Genomic DNA, 23,858 nt, shown 5'->3' with positions numbered 1-23,858 from the left:
ATAGCTAATTTAAAAAAAATAAAATGTAATTAGTCTTCTTTTAATAGAAAACTAATTTTAAAGTTAGTGCCCTGTAACGTATTTGTACTGGATTTTACCGTTGTCGTTGAATGTTATTTTTTTGGTTCCTTTGGATGTGACCTGAGCTTTGACTTTGAAAGTGTAGTATTTTCCTGCAGGTACAGTGAAAGTCCATGTTTTAGTAGCTTTATTGTAAACTGCTGGATAATTAACTGCAATCAGTTTCATGCCTTTAGGTAATGTTATTTTAACTTTAACAGTTCCAGACTTGTCTTTTCCAGAGTTTTTCACTGTGGTTCCCAGGTAAACATATTTACCAGTTTTAACCTTGGAATTGGTGAGAATTGAATTGGAATAAGACATTTTGATGTATTTATTAATAGTTTTCTGTATTGTATTGGATAATACGCTTATGTTGTCTCCAGTTACTTTTGCCTGGGATGTAGCTGTTCCAGATTTTAAAGCAGTTGCAGTAACTACTAATGAAGCAGTTTCTCCTGCACCTAAATTACCTATGTTCCATGCACCGTTAGAATAACTTCCTAAAGAGGAATAGCTTGCATAACTGGAGTAGAAACCAGTATTTAAGATGTTGCTTACTTTAACATTGGTTGCATCGCCATTTCCCCTGTTTGTCACGGTTACAGTGTAGATGGTTTTGTCCCCAGTTTTAATGGCTGTGGAAGAAACACCGCTTGAAACTGAGAGATTTGCCTTTTTAGCTGGATATGATGAATCCATGGTGAAGTTTAAATTTGTACCATTGGAATAAAGGTTCACATATCCTTTTGAGACATTGTCAACTGTGTTATTGGTACCAACTATGGAGTTTCCACTACCATCACCAGTGAACATTCCAGATTTATCAACTCCAATTGCAGCACCAACGATATTTTTGAACATGTTTTCAATGATCTGAATACCGCTTATTATGCTCATTGGTCCGTGTGCATATGAGTTCTGGATATATATTGCATCACCTGTTCCGTTAACAAATGTATTGTTTATTACAGAAGTTAAGTTAGCAGCTTTTTCAATAGCTAAACCTTCAACAGTCCAGTTGTTAATTAAATTGTTTGCAATGGTTATGTTTGATATTCCTCCGCCCCAGAAAGCAGCATAACTGCAGTTTGAAATGACGTTGTTAATCACATAAACATTGGTAGCTCCAGAAGCTATTGAAACTCCATCATTAGCACCATTGATGGTACTGTTTTGAACTGTGATATTGTTTCCGCCCATTACATTTACACCGCGAGGTTGGCATTCTTTGTTGTCGTTATCATTGTATTGATAATAAAAGCTAGAATTTTTTATAAGAACATTTTGTGCAGCGTTACAGTGAACACCAGTTTTACCATTGTGAGTGGTAATATTACTAATTATAATATTGGTTACTTTCTCTAAATCGATACCGTATCCTGTTGATGAACTAAGGCTGCTGTTTAAATTATTAAGTTCAAACCCTTGAATTGTTGTGCCTGAACCCTCTACATCTCCGCTAGCAGTTATTGTAAAAATAACTGAGTTAACTGTATTGATACTGTTAAGAACAGCACCATTACCAATTAAATTAAGTGTTTTGTTGATTGTAAGGTTTATATTATTGTAGGTTCCAGGTGCGAAGCTTATTGTGTCTCCGCTGTGGGCGTCATCAATTAGGGTCTGTATCTGGGCATTTGTTGAGCCTGCAGTTACTGGAATGGTGGCTGCAGATACTGGGTCAGCCATTACGGATCCTGCTGAAATGACGGCTAGAACCATTATGGATAATAATAATTCTTTTTTTATCCCCTTTATTTAAATTCCTCCTTTGTTTATTAATTATAATTAAATACATTCTACTGATTTTTTAACTTCAAACGAAATGCATATAATTATGATTCGATTTAAGTATTAAATGAATATATATATCTTTCGGAATGTTATGGTGGACTGTAACAACAAAAATTAATTTTATATGATATATTTTTAAAGTTAAAAGATTATTATGCTGTTATATGTGTATAATGCAAATTAAAAAATATATACATTTATTTAAAGCGTTATTATATGTTTTATTAATTATTAAATGTAAAATATAAAATTTAAGTTAAAATAAGCGTTATGTGTGGTTTTATAAAATAGGTTATTTCATCCAGCTTAAAAAATTGAAACTTGAATCAATGTGTAACATGTAGTAACTGGCGCTAAAAAATAGAGTGGGGAGTGAATTATTTTTTTGATTTTTTGATCATACTCATCAATTCATTCCTGTAGTAAACTCCAAATATCAGTACTAGAAGCACGATAATTCCAATTATGCTCCAAACAGTTGGATTTTTAACTGTATTATCAATGAATAGCTCTTGTGCGGTTTTCTTAGTGGCAGATCCGGACTGGCCACTACTTCCTGCACTCCCAGCTGCGGCTGAAGCTGTATTTGCTTGCCCTACACTTGAAGAGGGACCTGATGTCGCGCCGCTGCTGGAATCATCACCATTACCTCCATTAGCACCACCGTTACCTGTACCCGAACTATTTCCATTACCTTTTCCGGGGTTGCTGTTAGGATCTGTTCCATTGGTTGAATGTTGTGGGTTGTCTTTAATCCAATTTCCATACGCATTCACCCTGGTAGCGGTTAGGGTTAACCTACCTGAACCTAAATTGGGATCCAGGTGGAATATGGCCTGTCCATTCTGGGACATAGCAGATAGTGAAAATCCATTTCCACTAAGTTTTACCAGTAGAGAAGGGAAATCAGCTGCCAGCTGGCCTGTAACGCCGTCATAAAATCCTCCTGCATATGTATTTGTTCCAATTTGTATCCCCTGTAGATACATGGCCTGGGCATACTTGACACATCCACAGAGAAGGGGACTATATCCATACCAGTTAGATCCTACATTGGGAAGGACTTGGGCATCTCTTCCCCTCATATCCATGACATTGTTGTCAAAAATAGCATTGTGTTCTATGACTTCTGTTCCAGAATTGCTGGCATAACCTGAGCCAAATCTAATTCCAATTCCTGAATCTTCACCATCCTGCAGTGAGTTATACGCACTGGCTGTCACGATATTTCCGTTGATATGGATATTTATGCCCATATGATAATTTAATACTATTCCATTACCATTTTTTTCGATATCGTTACCTTTTACTGAGATATTTTCGAGTAAAGTCCCGTTAAGAAGTATCCCTTCACCATAATTGTTATTTATTGTGTTGTTAGTTATGGCAACATTGTCTGAATCAGTCACAGTTACTCCCTGGCTGTTATCATTGATAGTGTTATAAGTGATTTTAACGCTTCTCGAGTTTTTCACATACACAGCACCTTCATCAGAAGATTCACCTGCCTTATTTCCATTACCAGTTAGGGTAGACCCATTGACCACCGTGCTGTCGGAATTGGAAATTTTGACCCCTCTTTCAGCGTTACCTGTAATTTTAGTATGATTTATAGTGGTACTTGCAGAATTTTTCACGTCTACACCATCTTTTTTATTGTTTTTGACTGTGATTCCAGTGATTTTGGTTTTTTCACTGTTTGAAATGCTAATTCCTGTTATGGAGTTTGTTATATTGCTATTTTTAATGTTGGTGCCGCTGCTTTTGTTTATGATGACTGCAGAACCATCAGAAGCACTTATATTACATTTAGAAATGTTCACGTTACTCGTGCTGTTTACAAGTATTCCTGAACCTGAACCTGTAATATTAAAACCGCTTATTTGAGTTCCTGAAGCTTTAGATCCATTAATTAAAAACACTGCAGATCCTGATGAGCTGGGCCCAGACAGCACTGTTCCAACATGGGTTACTATGTTCAGCGTCTTGTTGATGGCCAGCTGTATATTTGTATAAAGCTGTCCTAGGAAATTGATGGTATCTCCAGATGCAGCGTTGTCCAGTACATTTTGAATCTCTGAATTGGTCATGGTGGAATTTATATTGGTACTTGCTGCAGATACAGGCTCTAAAGCGGCAGCAGGTATGGATATGCTCATAAATAATAAAGATAATACAATTATCATGTTTTTAGTGTTCGTCTTTTTCACCCCCTTCTAATTTTTAAGAAGGATATAATTAACACAATAACAGTAGATCGATACGTATATAAATACGTATAGATTTGGGTTCTATACGCACAAAAAGTTGAATTAGAGTAGTATGATATGAAATTATTAATATAAGTAGATAATTTGACCATCACGTTGTAAACTTGGGTTTATATTATGTGATAATCATTTAAACGTGGCTTTACAGAGTTCTATACATCTGATTTTAGTTTAAAACCTGCAAAAACCTAATGTTTTTGCGGCATGTGAAAATTGAAGATCACAGATTTTTTACAGCCCAAAACTTTCAGTTTTGTGAGCACTGAAAATTTTCGAGTAAAAAGAAAAAAAGAAGGGTTTTATTTTTTTGATTTTTGGATCATGGCCATTAAGTCTTTTCTGTAGTAAGCTCCGAATATCAGGACGAGCAGAACTATGATCCCGATTATACCCCAGAACTCTGGACTTTTAACTGTTTTGTCGATGAATAACTCCTGGGCAGTTTTAGAATTATCTTTGGACTGGGAGGACTGCTGCCCGTTGGATCCGCCTTGGCTGGAACCTCCAGAGCTTCCTGCATCTGCTGCAGCTGTTGCAAGCCCCACGCTTGCAGCAGACCCTGATGATGCGCCACCGCTGGAACCGCCTGAGTTTCCACCGGCACCGTTTGTACCTGCTCCGTTTCCATTTCCAGAGCCGCCGTTACCGTTTCCATTGTTGTTCCCATTACCGTTGTTGTTTCCATTACCATTACCATTACCGTTTCCATTTCCAGAGTTTGGATTAGTTACTTCAGCATCAAATGATACATAAGCGGTTTCATCGCCGCTGGTAACTAGTACCATACCATTTCCCAGCTGGGTGATGCCGATCTGAACACTAACATGTCCATTGTGCAGTGTCAATGTTTTTGAAAATCCTCCCGCGGTACTAAAGGTTACACTTATATCCGGCAAATCGGTTATATAATTGCCGTAAACATCCATGAGATATGCAGTATATGTGTTTCCTCCAGAGTTATACAATACCAAATTGATTGGAGTACCAAGGACTTTACAACAGAACAGATCCTGACCCACAGAATAACCAGGTTCATTTCCAGACCATGTTACTCCATACCAGTTTATACCCACTGGAAGAAGGGTAGCACTCGTATCATGCCCATTTATATTTCTCTTTTGGTTATTCATGATTACATTATGTTCTATGGTCTCGCTTACACCATTTATATAGTCAGTTCCATAATTAATTCCACTCCCGGTCTCTTCAGTAGAACTGTTTGAATAAAGTATGCTTTCAGTTATGGTGTTGTGTTTGATGTTTATGTTTGTGCCATTGGAGTAATCCAGTTCAAGCCCATTGGAATTTCTTTTTATCTCGTTAGTGTCTATGGTTATGTTAATTGCATATCCACGGAGTATTATTCCATCCCCGCGGTTATCGTCTATTGTATTGTTATTTATTGTGAGATTAGAAGAATCTACTCCAATTATTCCATGGCTGTTGTGGGTAATGCTGCTGTGGGTGATTTTAACGTTCTTTGAGCTTTGAACATAAATACCTCCTCCTGTGGAGTGCAGATTTATAGTGCTGTTATTTCCATTACTTTTTATGATGGAGCCGTTAACGGTGGTGTTAATGGAATTATAGATTTTAATTCCTCTTTCTGCGTTGCCGGTGATTTTATCCTTGTTTATGGTGGTATTTACGGAATTTTCCACGTCGATACCATTTCCTTTGTTATTTTTGACGGTACTTCCTGTGATTTTGGTGTTTTTACTGTTTGAAACGGTAATTCCTGTGGTTGAGTTGGTCAGGGTGCTGTTTTCAATTCGGGTATTAGAACTGCTGTTTACATTGACTGCAGGCCCGTTGGCAGCGCTTATGTTACACCTAGAGATGATTATATTGCTGGTGTTGTTTACGAGTATTCCTGTGCCTGATGCGTTAATTGTAAATCCGCTTATTTTAGTTCCTGAAGATTGGGGTCCATTAATTGAAAATACTGCAGATTTGAGGTTGGATCCAGATAATATTGTCCTTGCGCTGGTTACTATGTTCAAAGTCTTGTTGATGGTCAGCTGTATGTTTTCATAGAGCTTTCCAAGGAAGTTAACTGTATCTCCAGATGCAGCGTTATCTAATGCTGATTGGATCTCTGAATTATTCATAGTAGACGTTACATTAATTGTAGCAGCTGATGCCGGTTCTATGGTCGTGGCAAATAGGGACATGCCTATGATGAATACAGAAAATATCATTATCCTGTTTTTAGCGTTCGTTTTTTCACCTCCTTGCGTTTTGTTTATCAGATCAAAATAAAAAATAATAGATCTATAATAATAGGAGTATTCGAATGATCGATATAAACATATCGATTGAACTAATGTTTTAATTAAGTTAAAACACTTTTATGAGTTAATAATAAAGTTTAATTATATGGTAATTAAAATAAGTTATAAAAAACATATTCAGTATGTTAATACGTACTATTAGATCAAAATATAGATTTAAAATTATATTTTGGATACTAGGCCTTCTTTTAAAATCTATAATGACTTAATAAGTTCATTATATGGTTTATAATTGTTTATAAAGTTTTAATACATTATATAAATCTTTTAATATATTATAATATAAAATTGAGTTGCTATTAACCTGTTTTTGTATGTGCTTTTCGTAATTGGTTTAATATTTTGTGAAATATTTCGTCACTGTTTAATTGATGTGTGTTTATAAACATATCGTTGGAAATTAGGATATTAAAATCAGTGCAAATTGGGCTTATGTGGTTAGATATCCATGTAAAAACATGATTTTTGGCGGTTAAAAAATAAAAAAAGTAAAGAAAACAGGTTAGTATTTTCCTGTTTTGAATATCCAACTGTATCCTTTGGTCAGGTAGTTTCCTGCTTTGTCTTTTATGGAGTATGCTGGTATGTATACTCTGTACCATGTGTACGATGCTTTTTTGCTGGTTTTGATGTAGATGTGGTTTCCGCTGATCCATATGGTTGCTTTGCATTTTTTACCTGTTTTAATGTTTTTAATGTAGACTTTGGACCAGTTCACACTTTTTAAGACGTTTTCGCTGAGCCTGATTGAAACAGTTTTTGTTCTGGAAACACCGGTTGCTCTGCTTTTTGGGCTAACTGCACTTACTTTGGGTGCAGTTTTGTCGATTACATATTTTACTGTGTAAACTGGAGATTTATTCCCTGCTTTATCCACTGCCAGGAATTTTAGTGTGTGGGTGGATGTGACAGTGAAAGCTCCGGTGTATTTTTTACTGCTTGTGGTCGGTGTGGCCCCGTTTAGTGTGTAGTATATGGTTCCTGTTTCGCTTATTTTTAATGTGATGTTTAAGTTTTTGTTGTATGTCCTGCTTTTGTAATTAGCGCTTGCTGTCGGTGCTTTGTTGTCTATTGTGCATGTTTGAGTGCATTTATCAGTACCATTGCTACTGGTTACAGTTAAAGTAACTGTATAATCACCATCTTTGGCATATGTATGTGTTGGGTTCTGTTCTGTGGAAGTTTTTCCATCTCCAAAGTTCCACAACCATGATTTTGGACTGCCTGTGGATTTATCGGTGAATTTGACTGTTTTACTGCTAGTTTTTGTTGTGAAATTGGCTCCAATATTTTTAAACGCGTATAATGTTCCATTAATGGTTCCAACGTATAATGTGCCGTCTGAACTGATTACTGGGGAAGCACAGATACTTCCAGCGGCATAATTCCATTTCAGCGACCCGTTGGGGGTCAACGCATAAATGCCTGTGCTGCTTCCAACATAGATAGTCCCGTCGTGCCCGATAGTAGCAGATACGACTTCATTTGTAGCAACCTCCCCAATGCTGTAAGTCCACAATAATTCTCCACTGGAACTTATGGCGTAGAGTTTACTGGTGCCTATAATGTATATAGTTCCATCTGAGGAAATGGCAGGGGCACCGTAAAGTTTTTCTTCTGTATTGTATGTCCATTTCAGGGTTCCATCTGGATTTATGGCAAATAAGGTATATACTGATGGAAAATGGTAATTATAATATATTGTATTCTGGCTTTCGATGTATATGGTCCCGTCTGCACCAATTGATGGAGTAACATAATATGCAGCTTCAGATGAATCTACCACACGCGCATTTTCATAAGGAATGGATATCATCTTATATGTCCAGTGGAGTGTTCCATCAGGGTTTATAGCGTACAGAGTACCATTGTAATCTGCAATGTAGATTGTTCCATCTGAACCGATAGCTGTTGATGACCCATAGATCGACCCTGCAGTACTGTATGTCCATTTCAGAGTTCCTTTAGAAGATAATGCGTACACGGTACCAACAGTACTGCTTGTATCTACTGTATAAATGGTTCCATCTGCACCAATAGCAGGTGATGAGCCGAAATTATATTTTCCAGTCTTGTACTTCCATTTCAGTGTTCCGTCAGGGTTTATTGCGTAAAGTGTACTGTTCATCCAGCAGCTGATGTATATGGTCCCGTCGGTCCCGAGGGTAGGGGAACCAAGTATATAACTTGCAGTGGTGTAAGTCCATTTCAACGCCCCATTGGAGTTGAATGCGTATACCTTACCGTTATAGCCTCCAATGTATATGGTCCCGTCTGTACCGACAGCTGCAGACCCGTATACGGTTATGCCTTTATAAGTCCATTTGGTTGCGTTTGTCTGCGGTCCTGTGTAACTGGACTGCCCAGTGTGGCTGTTGTTTATTCCATATGTGGGGTATGATGAATTTGCAAGCCCCCCTGTTCCAATAACATAATTTTGAAGGTACAGTGGGCTCCAGTTTCCTGCAGGGTCAACTGCAGCATACCTGAGGGTTGTGGTTTTGCTTATGGTAAGAGTTTTTGTGTATTTTATTTTTGTGCTGCTTGTTCGGGGGTCAGTACCGTCTGCAGTGTAATAAATTGTTGCAGTGGGGTCGCTGGTGGTTATGGTCACTGTTTTGCTGGTGGGAAATGTCCCTCCAGAAGTTGCATTTGCGGTGGGTGCCACAGTATCAACTGTAATTGGAATGTAGACTGTACATCCTGTAACGGTTACACTTGCGTCATCTGTCCCGCTTGTGCTTCCGCCAGTTATTACTGTACTTGCTTTTCCTTTGGAAACCGTTGTGCTTGTTGTAGAAAGTGTCCCTAGAGTGTAATTAAAGTCTACTGGTAAGTCTGGTATGGTCCCCTGGCCTGATGTGTCCTGGCCATTGGAGTTGTGGGTCATATCTACTGTGATAGTGGACTTATCTCCTTTTTTCAGCAGATCGTCACTTGCACTGGCTTTTAACACAATCCACGGGTCATAAACAGCATGACTTCCGCTTTGTGCTTCATATATATCTGTTTTTCCAGGTGCAGTGGTGCCGTTTACATATGTAGGGCTGTTGGTTCCCCACCAGTTATTTTCAGCGTTTAAACCGTTTCCTGTAAACTTTAAACCATAAAGGGTGTTGTTGTATATGCTGTTAAAAGTTACAGTCGCAGTCCCGTCCTCAACATCAATTCCAATTTTATTTCCGGTAATAACGTTGCCTGTGATGGCGGCGTTGACTGAAGGGGCTATATAAATCCCGCTTGAACCAGCTGCTCCAGTTATGGTGAAACCTTTTATCAGGGAATTGTTTCCACCAGAAAGCATGCTGAAAACGGGATTATTTACATCTAAAGCGGTGATTATCACGTTCCCATTTGAAACTATGTTCACCCTTTTGGTGACCTTCACGTTTTCAGTATAGGTTTCTAGGTACGATGTACTGCCTATGTTGATGGTATCTCCGTTTTCTGCATCGTCTATCGCTGCCTGGATGCTGTCGTAAGTTTTGCCAGTTCTGGCATTGGTGGGCTGGACCACGTTAACCATATCATCAATGGTCTGGGTTGAACTGCAGTAAGGCCCTGTAACCGTTAGCTTCACAGTATAAATGCCTGCCCTGGTGTAGCTGTGGAGCGGGTTCTTTTGGGTGCTTGTTGTACCATCGCCAAAGTCCCACAGCCAGCTTGTTACCAGGCCAGTGGATGTATCTTTAAACTGGATAGTTAACGGTTTTTTGCTGTTATATGTGGTTGTACTTGTGAAATTAGCCAGGTTTTTTGAAAAACTCACTGAAAAATCATCCAGATAAGTAGTAGTACCTCCAGTGCAGTTCAGTGTTATATTGTGAATGCCGGTGTAACTTGAAGTTGAAATCGTGTATTCAGTCCATTTATTTGAGGTACTAACTGATTTTACAAGGACTCCATCAATATACACGTTAAGCTGCCTGGAAAGGTCCCCGCAGCACCAGAAGGAAATATTATCTACAATGGTTAGATCAACATTCTGTTGAATGTAATTCGTGCTTGCATTACCAGTATTGCGGAAATTAACGCTGTAATTTCCACTGTGAGATTTTGAACTGCTTACCTCTGTGGTATTTCCATATTTCCACCCGCTTAAATCGCCTGTTTCAAACCCGGAATTGTTGAACCTGTTTGCAGCGTCGGCTGAATCATATACATGGATATAATTTGAAGTGGTATCACTACCGTATTCATTGCCTGCCTTTAGACTGACAGTGTATTTACCGGCTGCGGTGTAGTTATGCACAGGGTTCTGTTCAGTTGAATTTTTTCCATCCCCAAAATTCCAGTACCAGGATGTGGGGCTGCCTGCGGACGTGTCGTTAAACTGAACACTTAAATCTGCACTGCCGCCCGTCGCATTGCTTGTAAAACTGGCGGAAGGGGCATCTGCAGCACTTACACCTCCTGCAGCTGTAATACAAATGAATAGGAAAACCATGGCTAATATAAACGTTTTCTTATTCTTTAACATTTTAACCTCCTTTTTTAGTTGCTTATCAGATCAAAATAAAAAATAATAGATCCATAATAATAGGAGTAAACGAATGATCGATATAAACATATCGATCAAATTAATGTTTTAATTAAGTTAGAACAATTTGGAGGGTTAATAACAAATTTTAGTTACATATTAATTAAAATAGGTCATAAAAAACATATTTTTCACGTTAATATATCACATTAGATCAAAATGTGGACTTAAAATTATATTTTAGATATTATGTTTTTTTAAATTTATACTGTTTTAATAAGTTTATTATCTGGTTTAAATTCATTTAAAAGAAGTAAATATGTTATAACTGTGTTTTTATGCCTTAAAATGTGGGATAAAATTGTTAATGGCTTATTTTTATATCTACTTTTTATAATTGGTTTAATATTTTATGAAATATTTTTTTGATAAGTTGATGTGTTTTTGAAAACATATCGTGAGAATTTATTAAAATTAAGACATGTAAAGTTTGGTTAAATATGTATGTAAAAACAGTGTTTTGATAACTAAAAATTAAAAAATAGGAAGGTGGTTTTAGTATCTTCCTGTTTTGAATATCCAACTGTATCCTTTGGTCAGGTAGTTTCCTGCTTTGTCTTTTATGGAGTATGCTGGTATGTATACTCTGTACCATGTGTACGATGCTTTTTTGCTGGTTTTGATGTATATGTGGTTTCCGCTGATCCATATGGTTGCTTTGCATTTTTTACCTGTTTTAATGTTTTTAATGTAGACTTTGGACCAGTTCACACTTTTTAAGACGTTTTCGCTGAGCCTGATTGAAACAGTTTTTGTTCTGGAAACACCGGTTGCTCTGCTTTTTGGGCTAACTGCACTTACTTTGGGTGCAGTTTTGTCGATTACATATTTTACTGTGTAAACTGGAGATTTATTCCCTGCTTTATCCACTGCCCGGAATTTTAGGGTTGTGCTTTTGCTTATGGTGAATGCTCCAGTGTATTTTTTGCTGCTTGTTGCTCCAGTGGTGATGTAGTATATGGTTCCTGCTTCGCTCATTTTTAGGGTGATCTTCAGGTTTTTGTTGTACCATCCGCTTTTGTAATTGGCGCTTGCAGTTGGTGCGGTTTTGTCTATGGTGTAGGTTTGTGTTGTGACAATGCCCCAGTTACCATCTTTTACAGCCACGTATTTTAGGGTTGTGGTTTTGCTTATGGTGATTGGGCCGGTGTATTTGGTTCCGTAAAGTTTAGGGTCGGTTCCGTTGGTTGTGTAGTAAATAACAGCACTGGTGTCGTCTGTTTTTAGTGTCACGGTTTTTGATGTGTTGTAGCTTCCTCCAACAGGACTAGCGGTTACGCTAGGCGCGATGGTGTAGGTTTGGGTGTAGACTGAGCTCCAGTTGCCGTTGTCCACTGCTGCGTATTTTACAGTGGTTGTTTTACTTATTGTAAGCGGACCGGTGTATTTGGTCCCGTAGAGTGTTGGGTCTGTCCCGTTTAATGTGTAGTAGATTGTGGCATTGGTGTCGTCTGTGGCTAAATTTACAGTCTTACCATTACTGTAGTTTCCACCAACAGGGTTAGCAGATGCTAAAACAATGTAAATGGTTTTGCTTGTTGTGTCCTGAACACCGTCAGCGTTGGTTACAGTTAGAGTAACGGTGTATTTGCCTGATTTACTGTAGGTGTGTGTTGGGTTTTGTTCTGTGCTTGTTGCACCATCACCAAAACTCCAGTTCCAGCTGGTTGGAATGTTAGTAGAGTTGTCGGTGAAACTTACTGTGCCGTTTGTGGGGTGGGTGTTTGTGAAGTCTGCTGTTAAATCCTGGAACGCGTAAAAAACACCTGTGGTAGTTCCAACGTATAGTGTGCCGTCAGAGCCGATTACAGGGGCACTCTGAATAGTACCATTTGTGGTATAGTTCCATTTTAATGTTCCATAGTCCCCGTTATCGGTTATAGCGTACATGCCTGTCATGGTCCCGAAGTATATGGTCCCGTCTGCCCCGATAGTAATTCCACATCGACCATTGCATAGTCCAACATCGTAACTCCATTTAACGGTGTATGTACCGTCTCCGTTGTCTGTTATGGCATATAAAGTGGATTTAGTGCCATCACCGGTTAGAATATAAATAGTTCCATCTGAACTGATTGCAGGTGTGCAGTAAATAGTTGAGCCTGGAGTATAACTCCATTTAACGGTATAAGTATCGCCATTGTCTGTTACGGCATACAAAACCTTACTGGTTCCAACATAAATGGTCCCATCTGAACCAATAGAAATACCACCGTACGTTGAAGATTTATAGGAGTATGTCCATTTAACGGTGTATGTACCGTCTCCGTTGTCTGTTATGGCCGTCAAGACCTTTCCATTAAGAACATAGAGGGTTCCGTCAGACCCAATAGATGGAGCAGAAGCATAAGTATCGATAGCGCTGGTATGATAGATCCAGTTTATTATTGCAGATGTTCCGTTGTCTGTTATGGAGTACAGATAACCATTACTGGTCCCAAGGTAAATAGTTCCATTTGGAGCAATTGAAATGCCCATGGATTGCCCTGCAAGGGTGTAATTCCATTTTGGTGTTGCGTAGGTTCCGCTATCAGTTAATGCATACAAATCTGTGATGTTACAAACATAGATGGTCCCGTCAGCACCAATAGCTGGAGCGCTATATACTGGTCTGATATCATAAGTCCATTTAACTGTCCCGTTTGGATTCAACGCGTAAAAACCAGTGCTACTTCCAAAATATATAGTACCGTCTGACCCAGTAACTGCAGATCCACCACTAATAGTACCATTAACAGTACCATTAAGAGTGCTTACTGTATTATTCCATTTGGTGGTGTTTGTCTGCGGGCCTGTGTAGTTAGACTGGCTGGTGTGGTTGTTGTTTATCCCATATTCGGGGTATGATGAGTTTGCAAGGCCTGTGGGGTTATTAGTGTCAGCCGCGCTGACGCTTCCCACTGTTAAAATACAGGCGAGCAAAGCAAAAACCAGGAATATGGGTAGTTTATTGTATTTCAATTTTGTTTTACCTCCTTATTTTGTTTGTTTATGAATCTCAGTTAAAAATTAAAATAATAATAAAGATTCATAAGACTAGGTAATCGAATGATCGATATAAACATATCGATCGAAACGGGTTTAGTGGGTTTAAATAGGCCATAAAAAATAATAATTAATAATAAACTAATAATAAATCGAATTGAGCACTAATGTATAATTTAAAAATTTAATATATGATATAATCTAATTTCAGATAGTAAATTGATATTTTACTTAAAATAATAGCTTAGTAATGTTTAAATTTGATTTTATATAGCATCACGCGCTTTAAAATGTATGATTTAAAAATAAAAGATATTTAAGCCCAACGGGCTTAAATAAAGTTTTTTTAATTGTTTATATGGTTACCATTAATGGCCATTAGATGTTAAAGGATCCCATACATTATTGTAGTCGTTGTCATCTGGATCGTTTATTAACTGTATGCTTGGGTCTCTGTAGTAGTAGTAACCTTTATGCAGGCTGTCTGAACCACTGGATACTGTGTTACCTGTTAAGTTGAGATATACTACATCTGGGTTTTCCATGGATATGCCTATACCATTTGAAGTTATATCGTTGTTGGTTATATTTGCATATAAGTTACCGGTAGTTGCGGCATTTTTTCCAGTTATGTTCATTCCAGTAGCGCCAATGTTAGTTAAGGTGTTACCTGTAACAGTTCCTTTGAAATATCCGCCCAGGAATATACCGTAATCAGTATCGTCTATAACGTTGTTTGTAACTGTTGTGGAAGTGCTTGTTTCAGCATTTAAACAGTTTACAAGTGAAATACCATCACCATAGCTGGTACTCATGTTGTTTATGGTGTTATTGTTGATTGTGAGACTTCCGTACTGTTTGTAGATATTGATAGCATCTCCACCATTTCGTATAGTATTGTTTTCAATCCGGCAGTTATACACATATTGTCCAGTTATACCATTTTTCAGCCCATTGACATTGACAACGAAACCAGTTATGTTTGTTCCAGTTGTACTTGAAATAGTCAGGACATTATGACTTCCATCACCTACAAGGACTGCTCCATTACCTACAAAATTCAGGGATTTGGTAGTAGTCAAATAGACGCCAGTATAAGTTCCTGGTGCGAAATTTATGGTTCCGCTGGTGTCTGTATCGATGGCGTTTTGAATTTGGGTGTTGGTCATGCTGGAAGTTACATCTGTAGCAGATGCGGATCCCATTGCAAGGGACACAGCCACTAAAAAGACCACTATTCCTAATTTTTTCATTTTCATTATTATTTCCTCCACATTTTGTCGCCAGGGTACATTTATACACTCCTCGAAATGTACTTGGCTACGGATCGATATTAGGTTAATACACGTATATATACATTTCTCAAAATCACACTAGATCTAGATACTTCTTAAGAAAAAATTTTTGAGGCTTGAATTTTTTAACTTGAATCTAAATAACATTAAATTAAATTTAAAAGTTTAATATATACTTTATGGAAAATTAATCACATAAAATGTACTTAAATATTAATTTAAACATTAAAATCCAGTAATAATATATTTAATTAATTATGATGTTTATTTTATAAGGAAATAATGGGCTGTTTTATGGAAATGTATATATATTCATATCGAACAAACATAATTACTCTAAACATATTGGGTGATTGAAAAACAGTTAAAAAAAATTGTGCGGCGTGCTTCAATAAATTAAATGATATTATCTGGCTAATAGTGTTTTTAATACTTAAGCGTGTTATTGGGGTTATGCAGTATTTAAACCAGTTACTTAACCATCAAAAAAGAAAAAAATTGTACATGCACCGGTTTAAAAGCAATGTCTGCATTTATGTCATGTACGGCTTTAAAAAGTACTTTTTAAAGATGTATTTGTAAAAGTTAACCGCGTTTGCACCCCTGTATCTGTAGTAGTTAGTATACGTGGTGGTGTTCCCACTTGCGGAAGTCACTGCTTCTGCAACCATTAATTTGTTGGTGCCCACCTTTTTAATGTTAATAACATCTTTAACTACCATGTAAGGTGTACCTAAAAGGTAGGTGGTGTTAGTTAAAAATGTTTTCACGTTGTAGCTGCTGTACCTGTACGTTGTCCAGTTGTACACGTGGTAAAATACATCTTTTTGGACAGTAACGTTTTTAATGCCTTTATCAATTATGGTGGTTGCTGCTGTCCCTGTTTTGAACTTCCAGGTCTTGTATTTGGTTAAACTATTATTTGCACTGTCTTTTACAGCGGCAGATGGGATGTAAATCTGGTACCATGTGTAGGAAGTCATTGTACCTGTTTTGAGGTATAAAACATTGCCGCTTATGGATTTGCTGACTGCAACCTTTTTACCTGTTTTAAGGTTTTTAACGTATATTTTAGACCAGTTTGACCCTGCTTTGACGTTCTCGCTGAACTTAACGTAGAGCGTATTTGTCCTGGAAATACCTGTGGTACCGCTTTTAGGGTAAAATGAACTTATTTTAGGTGCGGTCTTGTCTGTAATCTGGGCTGCTGCACTTTCTGCAGATACTGTGCTTAACAGGAACAGCCCCGCAACCAGCAGGATAATAAATATTGTTGTATTACGTCTCATTTAATTAATACTCCTTTAGTTTTGGGTTAAATAATTTAATATGTATGTATTTTGGATTTAGAGATTTATAATTTGGTTAATTTTCCGTTTAATGTTTAATATAAATCGGGTGCTGTTATAAACATACTTGGCTATTTATACAGTATATTTCCTTTTATAATCTTTTTGTTCGTGATCTTTCTGGAGTTTTAACAGTATGCTGCAAACGAGATGCATAAGTATATAAATCAAAAGGAACTATTTAAGATTGTTCATAAAAAGTCCCGGGACACATGTCCCTACGTGTCCAGGATCTTCTATATCAAAGTCGAACAATTCGATCTCCATGAGCACTTGCACCTACAAGTGCCAGGGAACCTCTTTTAAAAAATAAACGAATGGTATCATCACATCCCTTCCGACACGCAAATGTATATAAGTCATAAGGGGCCAACCATCTAAATGTATCATAAAAAGTCCTTCTGGGCACTTGCTCCTAAGTGTCCAGGAACTTTATGGGAAAATACTACTCGATCCTCCCGGCATATGATACAATAGGTTACGTATTCCTTGAAATAAAGCAAAGTTTCAGTATATCACATGCTATTCCTGGACACCCCCCCCAAGTGTCCAGGTGATAACCTATTACGTATTTTGAATGGAGTTATAGTAATGAGATTGGTAGAAAACCCCAAAAAATCCCTCAAAAATCTCTGATTTTTGGGGCCGAAAAACAAAGCATTCGAAAATTGAAAATTTTCGATGTTGAAGGAAATCGTAGATTTTAACAGTTTTTTCAGGCTTTGATTTTTTGAAAACACATTGAAAAATTAGATAATATTGTGTAGTTTAAGTATGATGTTTAAATAAAACTACTCAAAATTTAAGAATAATTCATGAATATATGATGATTTTTACAGCCAAATAATGATATTTTTTTAATGTTATACCATAAAAAAAGTTATGTGGATCTTTAAAGACCTATACATTTTAAGTAACTGCTGCTACTTTTTTTAAACAAAATGTGGAGGAAATAATAATATTAACAGCTCAATATTACCATTTCCATGTACATTTAAAACGTTAAGTTCTCATGTACAGACATAATTAAACATTTAATTATTTAAATTTTGCGATATAGGTTGCATTTTACTAATTTTCTTTAAGATACGAAGTTAAAAATAGAAAAGTAGGCCGCATTAAAAAGATAAAAATAGAAAAGGTTTAATTATTTTCCTGTTTTGAATTTCCAGGTGTAACTTTTAGCCAGTTTGTTGCCTGTGCTGTCTTTAACTGCTGAAGCAGGGATATAAACCTGGTACCATGTATAAGCTGCTCTTTTACTGTTGGTTTTTATGTAAAGATGATTTACACTAACCCATGTTGTTATTTTACATTTTTTTCCTGTTTTAAGGTTTTTAACGTATATTTTAGACCAGTTCACGCTTTTTAGTATGTTTTTGCTGAACCTGACAGCCGCTGCATTGGTCCTGGAAACGCCAGTAGCTTTATTTTTAGTGCTTGTAGCAGTTATGGTAGGTGAGATGATAATGGTTCCGGAACCTCTACCATATATCAATAAATCGGAAATATTGTCTAAACTGCTTATTGGGCTATTAATTGGCATTGAAGTGTTCATATGATTAAATGAAGCGGTTATGATTTTAGATAGGTTGCTGACAATGGGCACTGTGAAATTAGCCATTCCATTAACTGTTGTAACATTATACAGAACTTTTCCTACTGTAAATGTTATATTGGCTGGTAAATTTGTTATTGCGTTCCATTTGCTATCAATAAAATATGCAGTGTATGTATTTTCTCCGGTTCTTACTAGCTGTAAATATATTGGATTGGTATAGTTTTGACAGCAAATTGAATTTGAAGTTACATCTGCAGCTGATACAGGTTCTAATGAAGTAGCATACATGGCCACTCCAATGGTTAACAAACATAAAAGTATTAAATTATTTTTAATATTCGTTTTATTACCTCTATTTTATCCAATTTTAACATAAAGCTCATTTAATGGGCCTGTACAAATTCAAGTTATATATTATGTAATTTTAATGGATTTCATGACTTTTAATGGTTTAACAGGTGATCATACAAAATTAAACTGCATCATTTTACAATCATCTTAACATGAGCATAATTCATAAGATTATAGGTCGATAAGTATATAAATACCTATGGTTTTTGTAATTTCAGAAACTTAATTAAATTTTGCAGGTTTTATTTAAAAGAGGGGCCTATATCGAAATGTATATATTCCCGTATCGTATATTTTATTTTACTGTGAATAACATGTGAAAATTCTATGAATTTTCACTGTTACGGAACTTCGTTCCGTAAACGTAACTTATTAAATTTGTAAAATTTATATAATTGTTTAAATTGCCTTTAGCGTGCTAAAGTGATATAAATATATTATTGACGTACTTTAACAGCAGGGTTATTCACTAAAAAAAGGAGATAAAAAAAATGTCAAGCGATACAGGATTATTTCCATCTAACGGGCACCGTATTCAGGGAAGATCAACCGAATCTTTTATAGATGCCCGTGATGTGCTTTTAAGATTGAATTTTAAAGGAAATGAAGTTTTTGCAGATATTGGCTGCGGTGACGGCCATGTATCTATGGAAGCGTATGATATGTTGGACGATGAGGCAACCATATATTCTGTAGATGTATTTGGACCTTCCATTGAAGATATGGAAAAGGAAGTTGAGGAGAAGGGAATAAAAAATATTATTCCAATCCAGTCTGATGTAGCAGACCACATAGCTATCGAGGATAACACTGTAGATATATGCCTTCTGGTCAATGTTTTCCACCATTTTGTGGCCATGGAAAAAACCGACGGCGCAATCGAGGAACTTAAAAGAATTATAAAGCCAGAAGGAAAAATAGCAGTTATGGACTATAAAAAAGAGGATACTGGATACGGACCTCCTGTAAGGGTCAAAAGTAACCCGGAAGAAATGGAAGAAATGTTTGCAAAACACGGCTTAAAAATGGTGCAGCTTGATACTGAAGCAGGGGAAGACCTTGAAAACGGTAAATCCCATTACATCATAATATTTGGAAAATAAGATTTAGTGAGGAAATTTTATAAAATTTCTTTTCACCTGGTTTGAACAGGGTAAATCTTATTATAATATTTGGAAAATAAGATTAAGGAAATCTATAAGTTTCTTTTCAGCTTGTTTTTTTACCGGAGTATGGTAAATTTCATTATATTATAACTTGGAAAATAAGATTTAGTGAAGAAATTCACAAATTTCCTTTCATTCTATTTTTTCTTAAATAATCATCAATAGCTCTTCTAATAAGATTTCCAAGGGGAATATTATCTTTTTTTGAGGACAGTTCTTTCAAGTCGTTATACATGTCTTCTGGAAGTTTCATTGTAATCTGTCTTTCCATATAAATCACTCAGTTTGTTATAAATTCAAGCAGGGGACATGGAATTGTCCGCTGAATTTTTATGATAATTCTTAAATTCATGTTTTATGTGAACAGGATGTACATATGTCATTATTATCCCATGAAATAAACGCTTCACCGCATTTTTTGCATATAATTACATTTTTCTTCTTTTTGTGCTGTACTTCCAGATCAATGAATTCCCATGAATAAAGATCTTCACCAGCTTCAACTAAGAGGGGCCAAACTTCTTCATGAGGTACCTTTTCATAATTCATATACCATGCATGCAGTTTGGGATACTTTTCAGTTTTTTTAGGGTCTAAAAATATTCGTATGCCTTTAACATGTTCTTCAGGAGCTGCAGCTTTATTTACTGTCACTGCCATTTTCCCGTAGTCTTTAACTGTTAACCTCTTAGTTCCAGTAGTTGATCCCAGCAATATCTGGAATGGATCGGGTAGGCAGTTCTGTGTTTCAGCTGTTACGAAAATCTTTTCCCCTTCTTTTATATTAAGCTGTTTTCTGGCTATATTTAACATTTGATATCCTATACAAGCTCCTGAACTTAAATAGCCGTGAAATTTGACGATTTTCTCTAACTCTTCCCTGGTTTTAGGGTCTTTTATTTTATTTAGAATATCTTCTATACTTTCCATAAAATCACCATTACGTTTTGATCATTCATGTTAATGCGTAAAAGTTTACTGTAGATTTTTACATATCGGTTAATTTAAGCTGAAATTATTTAAAAAAATTCCATTTATTTATTCAACAGTTTACAATTAGATGTAATTTGCACAGCATGAACGTTAAAAATTATTTTTTAAACAGAATCCACAGGCCTGAATTGTCATTTAGTATGTGGTAGTCTTTAATAGGAACTCTGTTTAATATCAATTTCAGCCCTGTGATGCTAATTTTGGGTATACTAATATGATCTGTTCTACCTGTATTTACTGATTGCCTTATTTTATTTTTAAGTGTTTTACTTCCAAATCCACCCCCAATATAGGCCCATCCTCCCTGCTTTAAGACACGGCATATCTCCCTGAAAGCTGTTTCTTTATTCTCCCAGAAGAAAATTGAGCCCCTGCTTATAACTAAATCGGCAAAACCATTGGGGAAGGGAAGTTTGCAAACATCACCTTTAACAGGGAATATCCTGTACTGCAGCCCCTCTTCTACGATATTTTTCTTTGCAATCTCGTTCATTTGGGCTGAGATGTCAAGGGAATATATGTTTAAGTCGGTTACTTTAGAAAGAGCAACTGCAAGCGCGCCTGGGCCAGATCCAACGTCGATGCAGGTTCCCTTCTTAATCCCGCACCTCCTGATGATCTGGTCTGCTATCTGCAGATAAACATCCTTAAAAATGGTCTTGGATCTTTTATCCATCTTATGGGGGTCAGTTTTCATTTTTAAACTTCCATGACTCTGAAAACAAGCTCATCTCCACAGACTCTGGAGTTTATCATACCTCCACTCTGGCTTATGGTGTTAAGCAGGGCATCAGGCCTGGCTATTTCCACACCTGCAAGCATGTCTGCACCGTAATCAAATAAAACATCACTCATGGTAGTACTCGGCCCCATAACTATGGTGTAAGCATTTGCCATCCTGCACAGCTCCAGCACGCGTTCCATGGTTTTATTTATAAGTGTGGAACCAGTTACAATCACGATATCGCTGTCTGGAATCATATATTCTGCTGCCGCTGCGTTTATTATTCCCTTTTTAACGTTTAAAAGACATGGGTTCATTTCCAAAACCCACAGTTCTTTGGCACGTGCTTTAATTTCAGGGATACGTGGAAATTTACCCACCATGGTGACTTTTTTATTTTCGCATGTCTCAAGTACTATATCAATGGCGTTTACTCCTGTTTTGCCCTTAACTTTTACCATGGAATTTAGTGCAGCCACTCCAATACTTGCTTCCACAAAATTCCATGAACGGGCATATTCTGCAAGTTCTAAAGTGCTTTTTTCATTGAGCTTTCCAAGGTCCTTGGTGTAGTTGCCGTGGGGTACTGGAATCCCGTAAGTTTTGCATACTCCTCCGTACCTACCTTTAACGCCAGTCCATGATGCGCCGACTCTCACGTCTTCTGCAACCGCGTCTTTGCCCTGTACTGCTGATATAAGATCGTCTAAAAGTTTCATTTCCTTCATCTTTGCACCTTTCTAAAGTCATTGGTGTTTTAATTCTTGCGAAACGTAAATATAAACGTATCGATTTGAAAAAAAATAAAAAATTCAAGCAGTGTTTATATCATCTAAATAGATGACCTCATGGCACAGCTTATCAATTAATTTTTTTTCATGGCTCACAACCAGCACCCCTATATTCTGCTCTTCTGATATGTCTATGATGGTGCTCCATATCTGGGCCTGAGTAATTGCATCTACCATCGTGGTTATTTCATCGGCTATTAAAAATTTAGTTTGAGGCCCTAAAGCCCTTGCAAGCGCAAACCGTTGAAGTTCCCCTCCGGAAAGCTCGTTGGGCCATCGATTGAGCCACGCCTGTTTTATTCCAAAGGATCCTAAAATTTTATTTGAAACTTCATGTCCCTCGTTTAAAATATCTTTCATTTTCCATTTAGGGTTTACAGCTTTTTCAGGATGCTGAAATACAAGCTGCACAGGATTGTATCGGTTTAATGGGATTTTTTTCCCATCTATAGTTACATTTCCCTGATACATGTTTTCATAGCCGGATAGTATCTTACACAAGGTTGATTTACCGCTCCCGCTGTCCCCAATAAGACCGAGTACTTCACCGCTTTTTAATGATATATTCACCTCATTTAAAATCAGGTTATTTTTTTTATATCCAAAACTTATATCTTCACCTTTAAGGCGCACTGTTACACCCCTTTAACTTCTTTTATAATCACGTCCCCTTCGGCATCATAAAACACAGGAGTTTCATTAAAGCTTTCTTCTTTTGCGGCGGCGTTGTTGCACCTGACCATGCCTCCGTTGATCTCTTTTAATGGAGGAGTACTGGTAGAACAGAGATCATTCCTTCTGGAGCATCTTTCGTAGAAAACACACCCTTCAATGACTTCGTCCTGCATTGGCTGGTGGCCGCCAATTTCATGAAACCCATTTTGGGGAAGTGCACTCCACAGTGCCCTGGTATATGGATGTCTTAAATTTGCACCTGTACCGCTGAAATCTTCAACATTAGCTAATTCTAAAACAGTTCCTGCATAAAATACTGCAATTTTATCAGATATTTTAAGTGCAGCCTCTATATCATGAGTTATAAGTATAACTGCACATCCTTTATCTGCCATTTCCTTGAAATAATTCAATGTTTCATCTAAGGTTTTTTCATCCAGTCCTGGAGTTGGTTCATCTGCAATTATAAGTTTTGCAGAGCTTATCACTGCTGTGGATACTAAAACTCTCCGGGCCATGCCTCCAGATAGTTCATGGGGGTACATCTTATCGACTTCTGGTTTCAAATCATACCTGCGGAAAATTTTTCTTTGAATATTTTTCATTAATTTTTTATCTTCCTCTTCCACGTCCCCTATTACCTGGTCTGAAATCTTCATTAATGGATCAAGATAATTTATAGACTGGGGTACCAGGGCTATTTCTTTACCTCTAAGTTCTTCCTTTTTGTTTTGAGTAAGTTCCTGTCCATTATATTCTATTTTGCCATTAAGTGTAGCATTTGCAGGTAAAATTCCTAAAATAGCATGGGCTAAAAGACTTTTACCAGATCCACTTGATCCCACCACTGCAGTAATTTCGCCGCGCCGCGCTTCCAGGTTTAAATTGGAAATTACATTTAATTTTGTCTGTCTGAGCCCGGAGGTATATTGGGTAAAAGAAAGTGAAATGTTTTCTACATTTAACAGGATTTCGCCTTTATTTTTTTCTTCATCATGTGTGTTCAT

15 protein-coding genes are annotated in these 23,858 nt (G+C 36.9%); 1 reads left to right on the top strand and 14 read right to left on the bottom strand.

Annotated elements, in window-relative coordinates; all coding sequences use genetic code 11:
- Positions 1-63 precede the first annotated feature (63 nt).
- The 8 genes from ASJ80_RS14730 to ASJ80_RS14675 all read right to left on the bottom strand — a co-directional run bounded on the left by ASJ80_RS14730 (position 64) and on the right by ASJ80_RS14675 (position 18,439).
- A complete protein-coding gene (locus tag ASJ80_RS14730; RefSeq protein WP_069584487.1) occupies positions 64-1,785 on the bottom strand; it encodes a right-handed parallel beta-helix repeat-containing protein in 1,722 nt (573 codons plus the stop codon).
- 449 nt (positions 1,786-2,234) lie between these two features.
- Positions 2,235-4,043 (bottom strand): right-handed parallel beta-helix repeat-containing protein, encoded by a 1,809-nt coding sequence (locus ASJ80_RS14725; protein ID WP_069584486.1) that lies wholly within the window; start codon positions 4,041-4,043, stop codon positions 2,235-2,237.
- Between the two features lie 383 nt (positions 4,044-4,426).
- Entirely contained in the window at positions 4,427-6,328 is a 1,902-nt protein-coding gene (locus ASJ80_RS14720) for a right-handed parallel beta-helix repeat-containing protein (RefSeq protein ID WP_069584485.1), read from the bottom strand.
- A gap of 595 nt (positions 6,329-6,923) precedes the next feature.
- Complete coding sequence (locus ASJ80_RS17565) at positions 6,924-10,901, bottom strand: PKD domain-containing protein (protein WP_245837596.1); 3,978 nt, start codon at positions 10,899-10,901, stop codon at positions 6,924-6,926.
- 555 nt (positions 10,902-11,456) lie between these two features.
- Positions 11,457-13,922, bottom strand: coding sequence for a chitobiase/beta-hexosaminidase C-terminal domain-containing protein (locus tag ASJ80_RS14690; protein WP_095652113.1), 2,466 nt, complete (start codon positions 13,920-13,922; stop codon positions 11,457-11,459).
- 392 nt (positions 13,923-14,314) lie between these two features.
- The gene (locus ASJ80_RS14685; protein WP_048081413.1) at positions 14,315-15,205 is read right to left on the bottom strand and encodes a right-handed parallel beta-helix repeat-containing protein; all 891 of its coding nucleotides are present in this window, start codon (positions 15,203-15,205) and stop codon (positions 14,315-14,317) included.
- A 569-nt stretch (positions 15,206-15,774) separates the two neighbouring features.
- On the bottom strand, positions 15,775-16,530 hold the full coding sequence (locus ASJ80_RS14680) for an Ig-like domain-containing protein (protein WP_069585859.1): 756 nt from the start codon (positions 16,528-16,530) through the stop codon (positions 15,775-15,777).
- Positions 16,531-17,737: 1,207 nt separating this feature from the next.
- Positions 17,738-18,439: an Ig-like domain-containing protein gene (locus ASJ80_RS14675; RefSeq protein WP_069585857.1), complete on the bottom strand. Its 702-nt coding sequence runs from the start codon at positions 18,437-18,439 to the stop codon at positions 17,738-17,740.
- A gap of 554 nt (positions 18,440-18,993) precedes the next feature.
- On the opposite strand from ASJ80_RS14675, the gene ASJ80_RS14670 reads away from it, so the two are divergent.
- On the top strand, positions 18,994-19,605 hold the full coding sequence (locus ASJ80_RS14670) for a class I SAM-dependent methyltransferase (RefSeq protein ID WP_069585856.1): 612 nt from the start codon (positions 18,994-18,996) through the stop codon (positions 19,603-19,605).
- A 181-nt stretch (positions 19,606-19,786) separates the two neighbouring features.
- Here ASJ80_RS14670 and ASJ80_RS14665 read toward each other — a convergent pair whose 3' ends face one another.
- The 6 genes from ASJ80_RS14665 to ASJ80_RS14640 all read right to left on the bottom strand — a co-directional run bounded on the left by ASJ80_RS14665 (position 19,787) and on the right by ASJ80_RS14640 (position 23,858).
- Positions 19,787-19,939 carry a ribbon-helix-helix domain-containing protein gene (locus ASJ80_RS14665; RefSeq protein ID WP_083241086.1) on the bottom strand — a complete coding sequence of 51 codons (153 nt, stop codon included), beginning with the start codon at positions 19,937-19,939 and terminating at the stop codon, positions 19,787-19,789.
- Between the two features lie 77 nt (positions 19,940-20,016).
- Positions 20,017-20,598 carry an FmdE family protein gene (locus tag ASJ80_RS14660; protein WP_069585855.1) on the bottom strand — a complete coding sequence of 194 codons (582 nt, stop codon included), beginning with the start codon at positions 20,596-20,598 and terminating at the stop codon, positions 20,017-20,019.
- Positions 20,599-20,758: 160 nt separating this feature from the next.
- Positions 20,759-21,358 carry a class I SAM-dependent methyltransferase gene (locus ASJ80_RS14655; protein WP_069585852.1) on the bottom strand — a complete coding sequence of 200 codons (600 nt, stop codon included), beginning with the start codon at positions 21,356-21,358 and terminating at the stop codon, positions 20,759-20,761.
- A 2-nt stretch (positions 21,359-21,360) separates the two neighbouring features.
- Positions 21,361-22,113 carry a DUF364 domain-containing protein gene (locus tag ASJ80_RS14650; protein ID WP_069585851.1) on the bottom strand — a complete coding sequence of 251 codons (753 nt, stop codon included), beginning with the start codon at positions 22,111-22,113 and terminating at the stop codon, positions 21,361-21,363.
- Positions 22,114-22,197: 84 nt separating this feature from the next.
- Positions 22,198-22,809 carry an ABC transporter ATP-binding protein gene (locus ASJ80_RS14645; protein ID WP_069585849.1) on the bottom strand — a complete coding sequence of 204 codons (612 nt, stop codon included), beginning with the start codon at positions 22,807-22,809 and terminating at the stop codon, positions 22,198-22,200.
- A gap of 2 nt (positions 22,810-22,811) precedes the next feature.
- Positions 22,812-23,858, bottom strand: coding sequence for an ABC transporter ATP-binding protein (locus ASJ80_RS14640; protein WP_218105083.1), 1,047 nt, complete (start codon positions 23,856-23,858; stop codon positions 22,812-22,814).

This window comes from Methanobacterium bryantii (genome assembly GCF_002287175.1).
In the GTDB taxonomy this organism is placed as follows: domain Archaea; phylum Methanobacteriota; class Methanobacteria; order Methanobacteriales; family Methanobacteriaceae; genus Methanobacterium_D; species Methanobacterium_D bryantii.
This window is presented reverse-complemented; position numbering and strand designations above follow the sequence as displayed.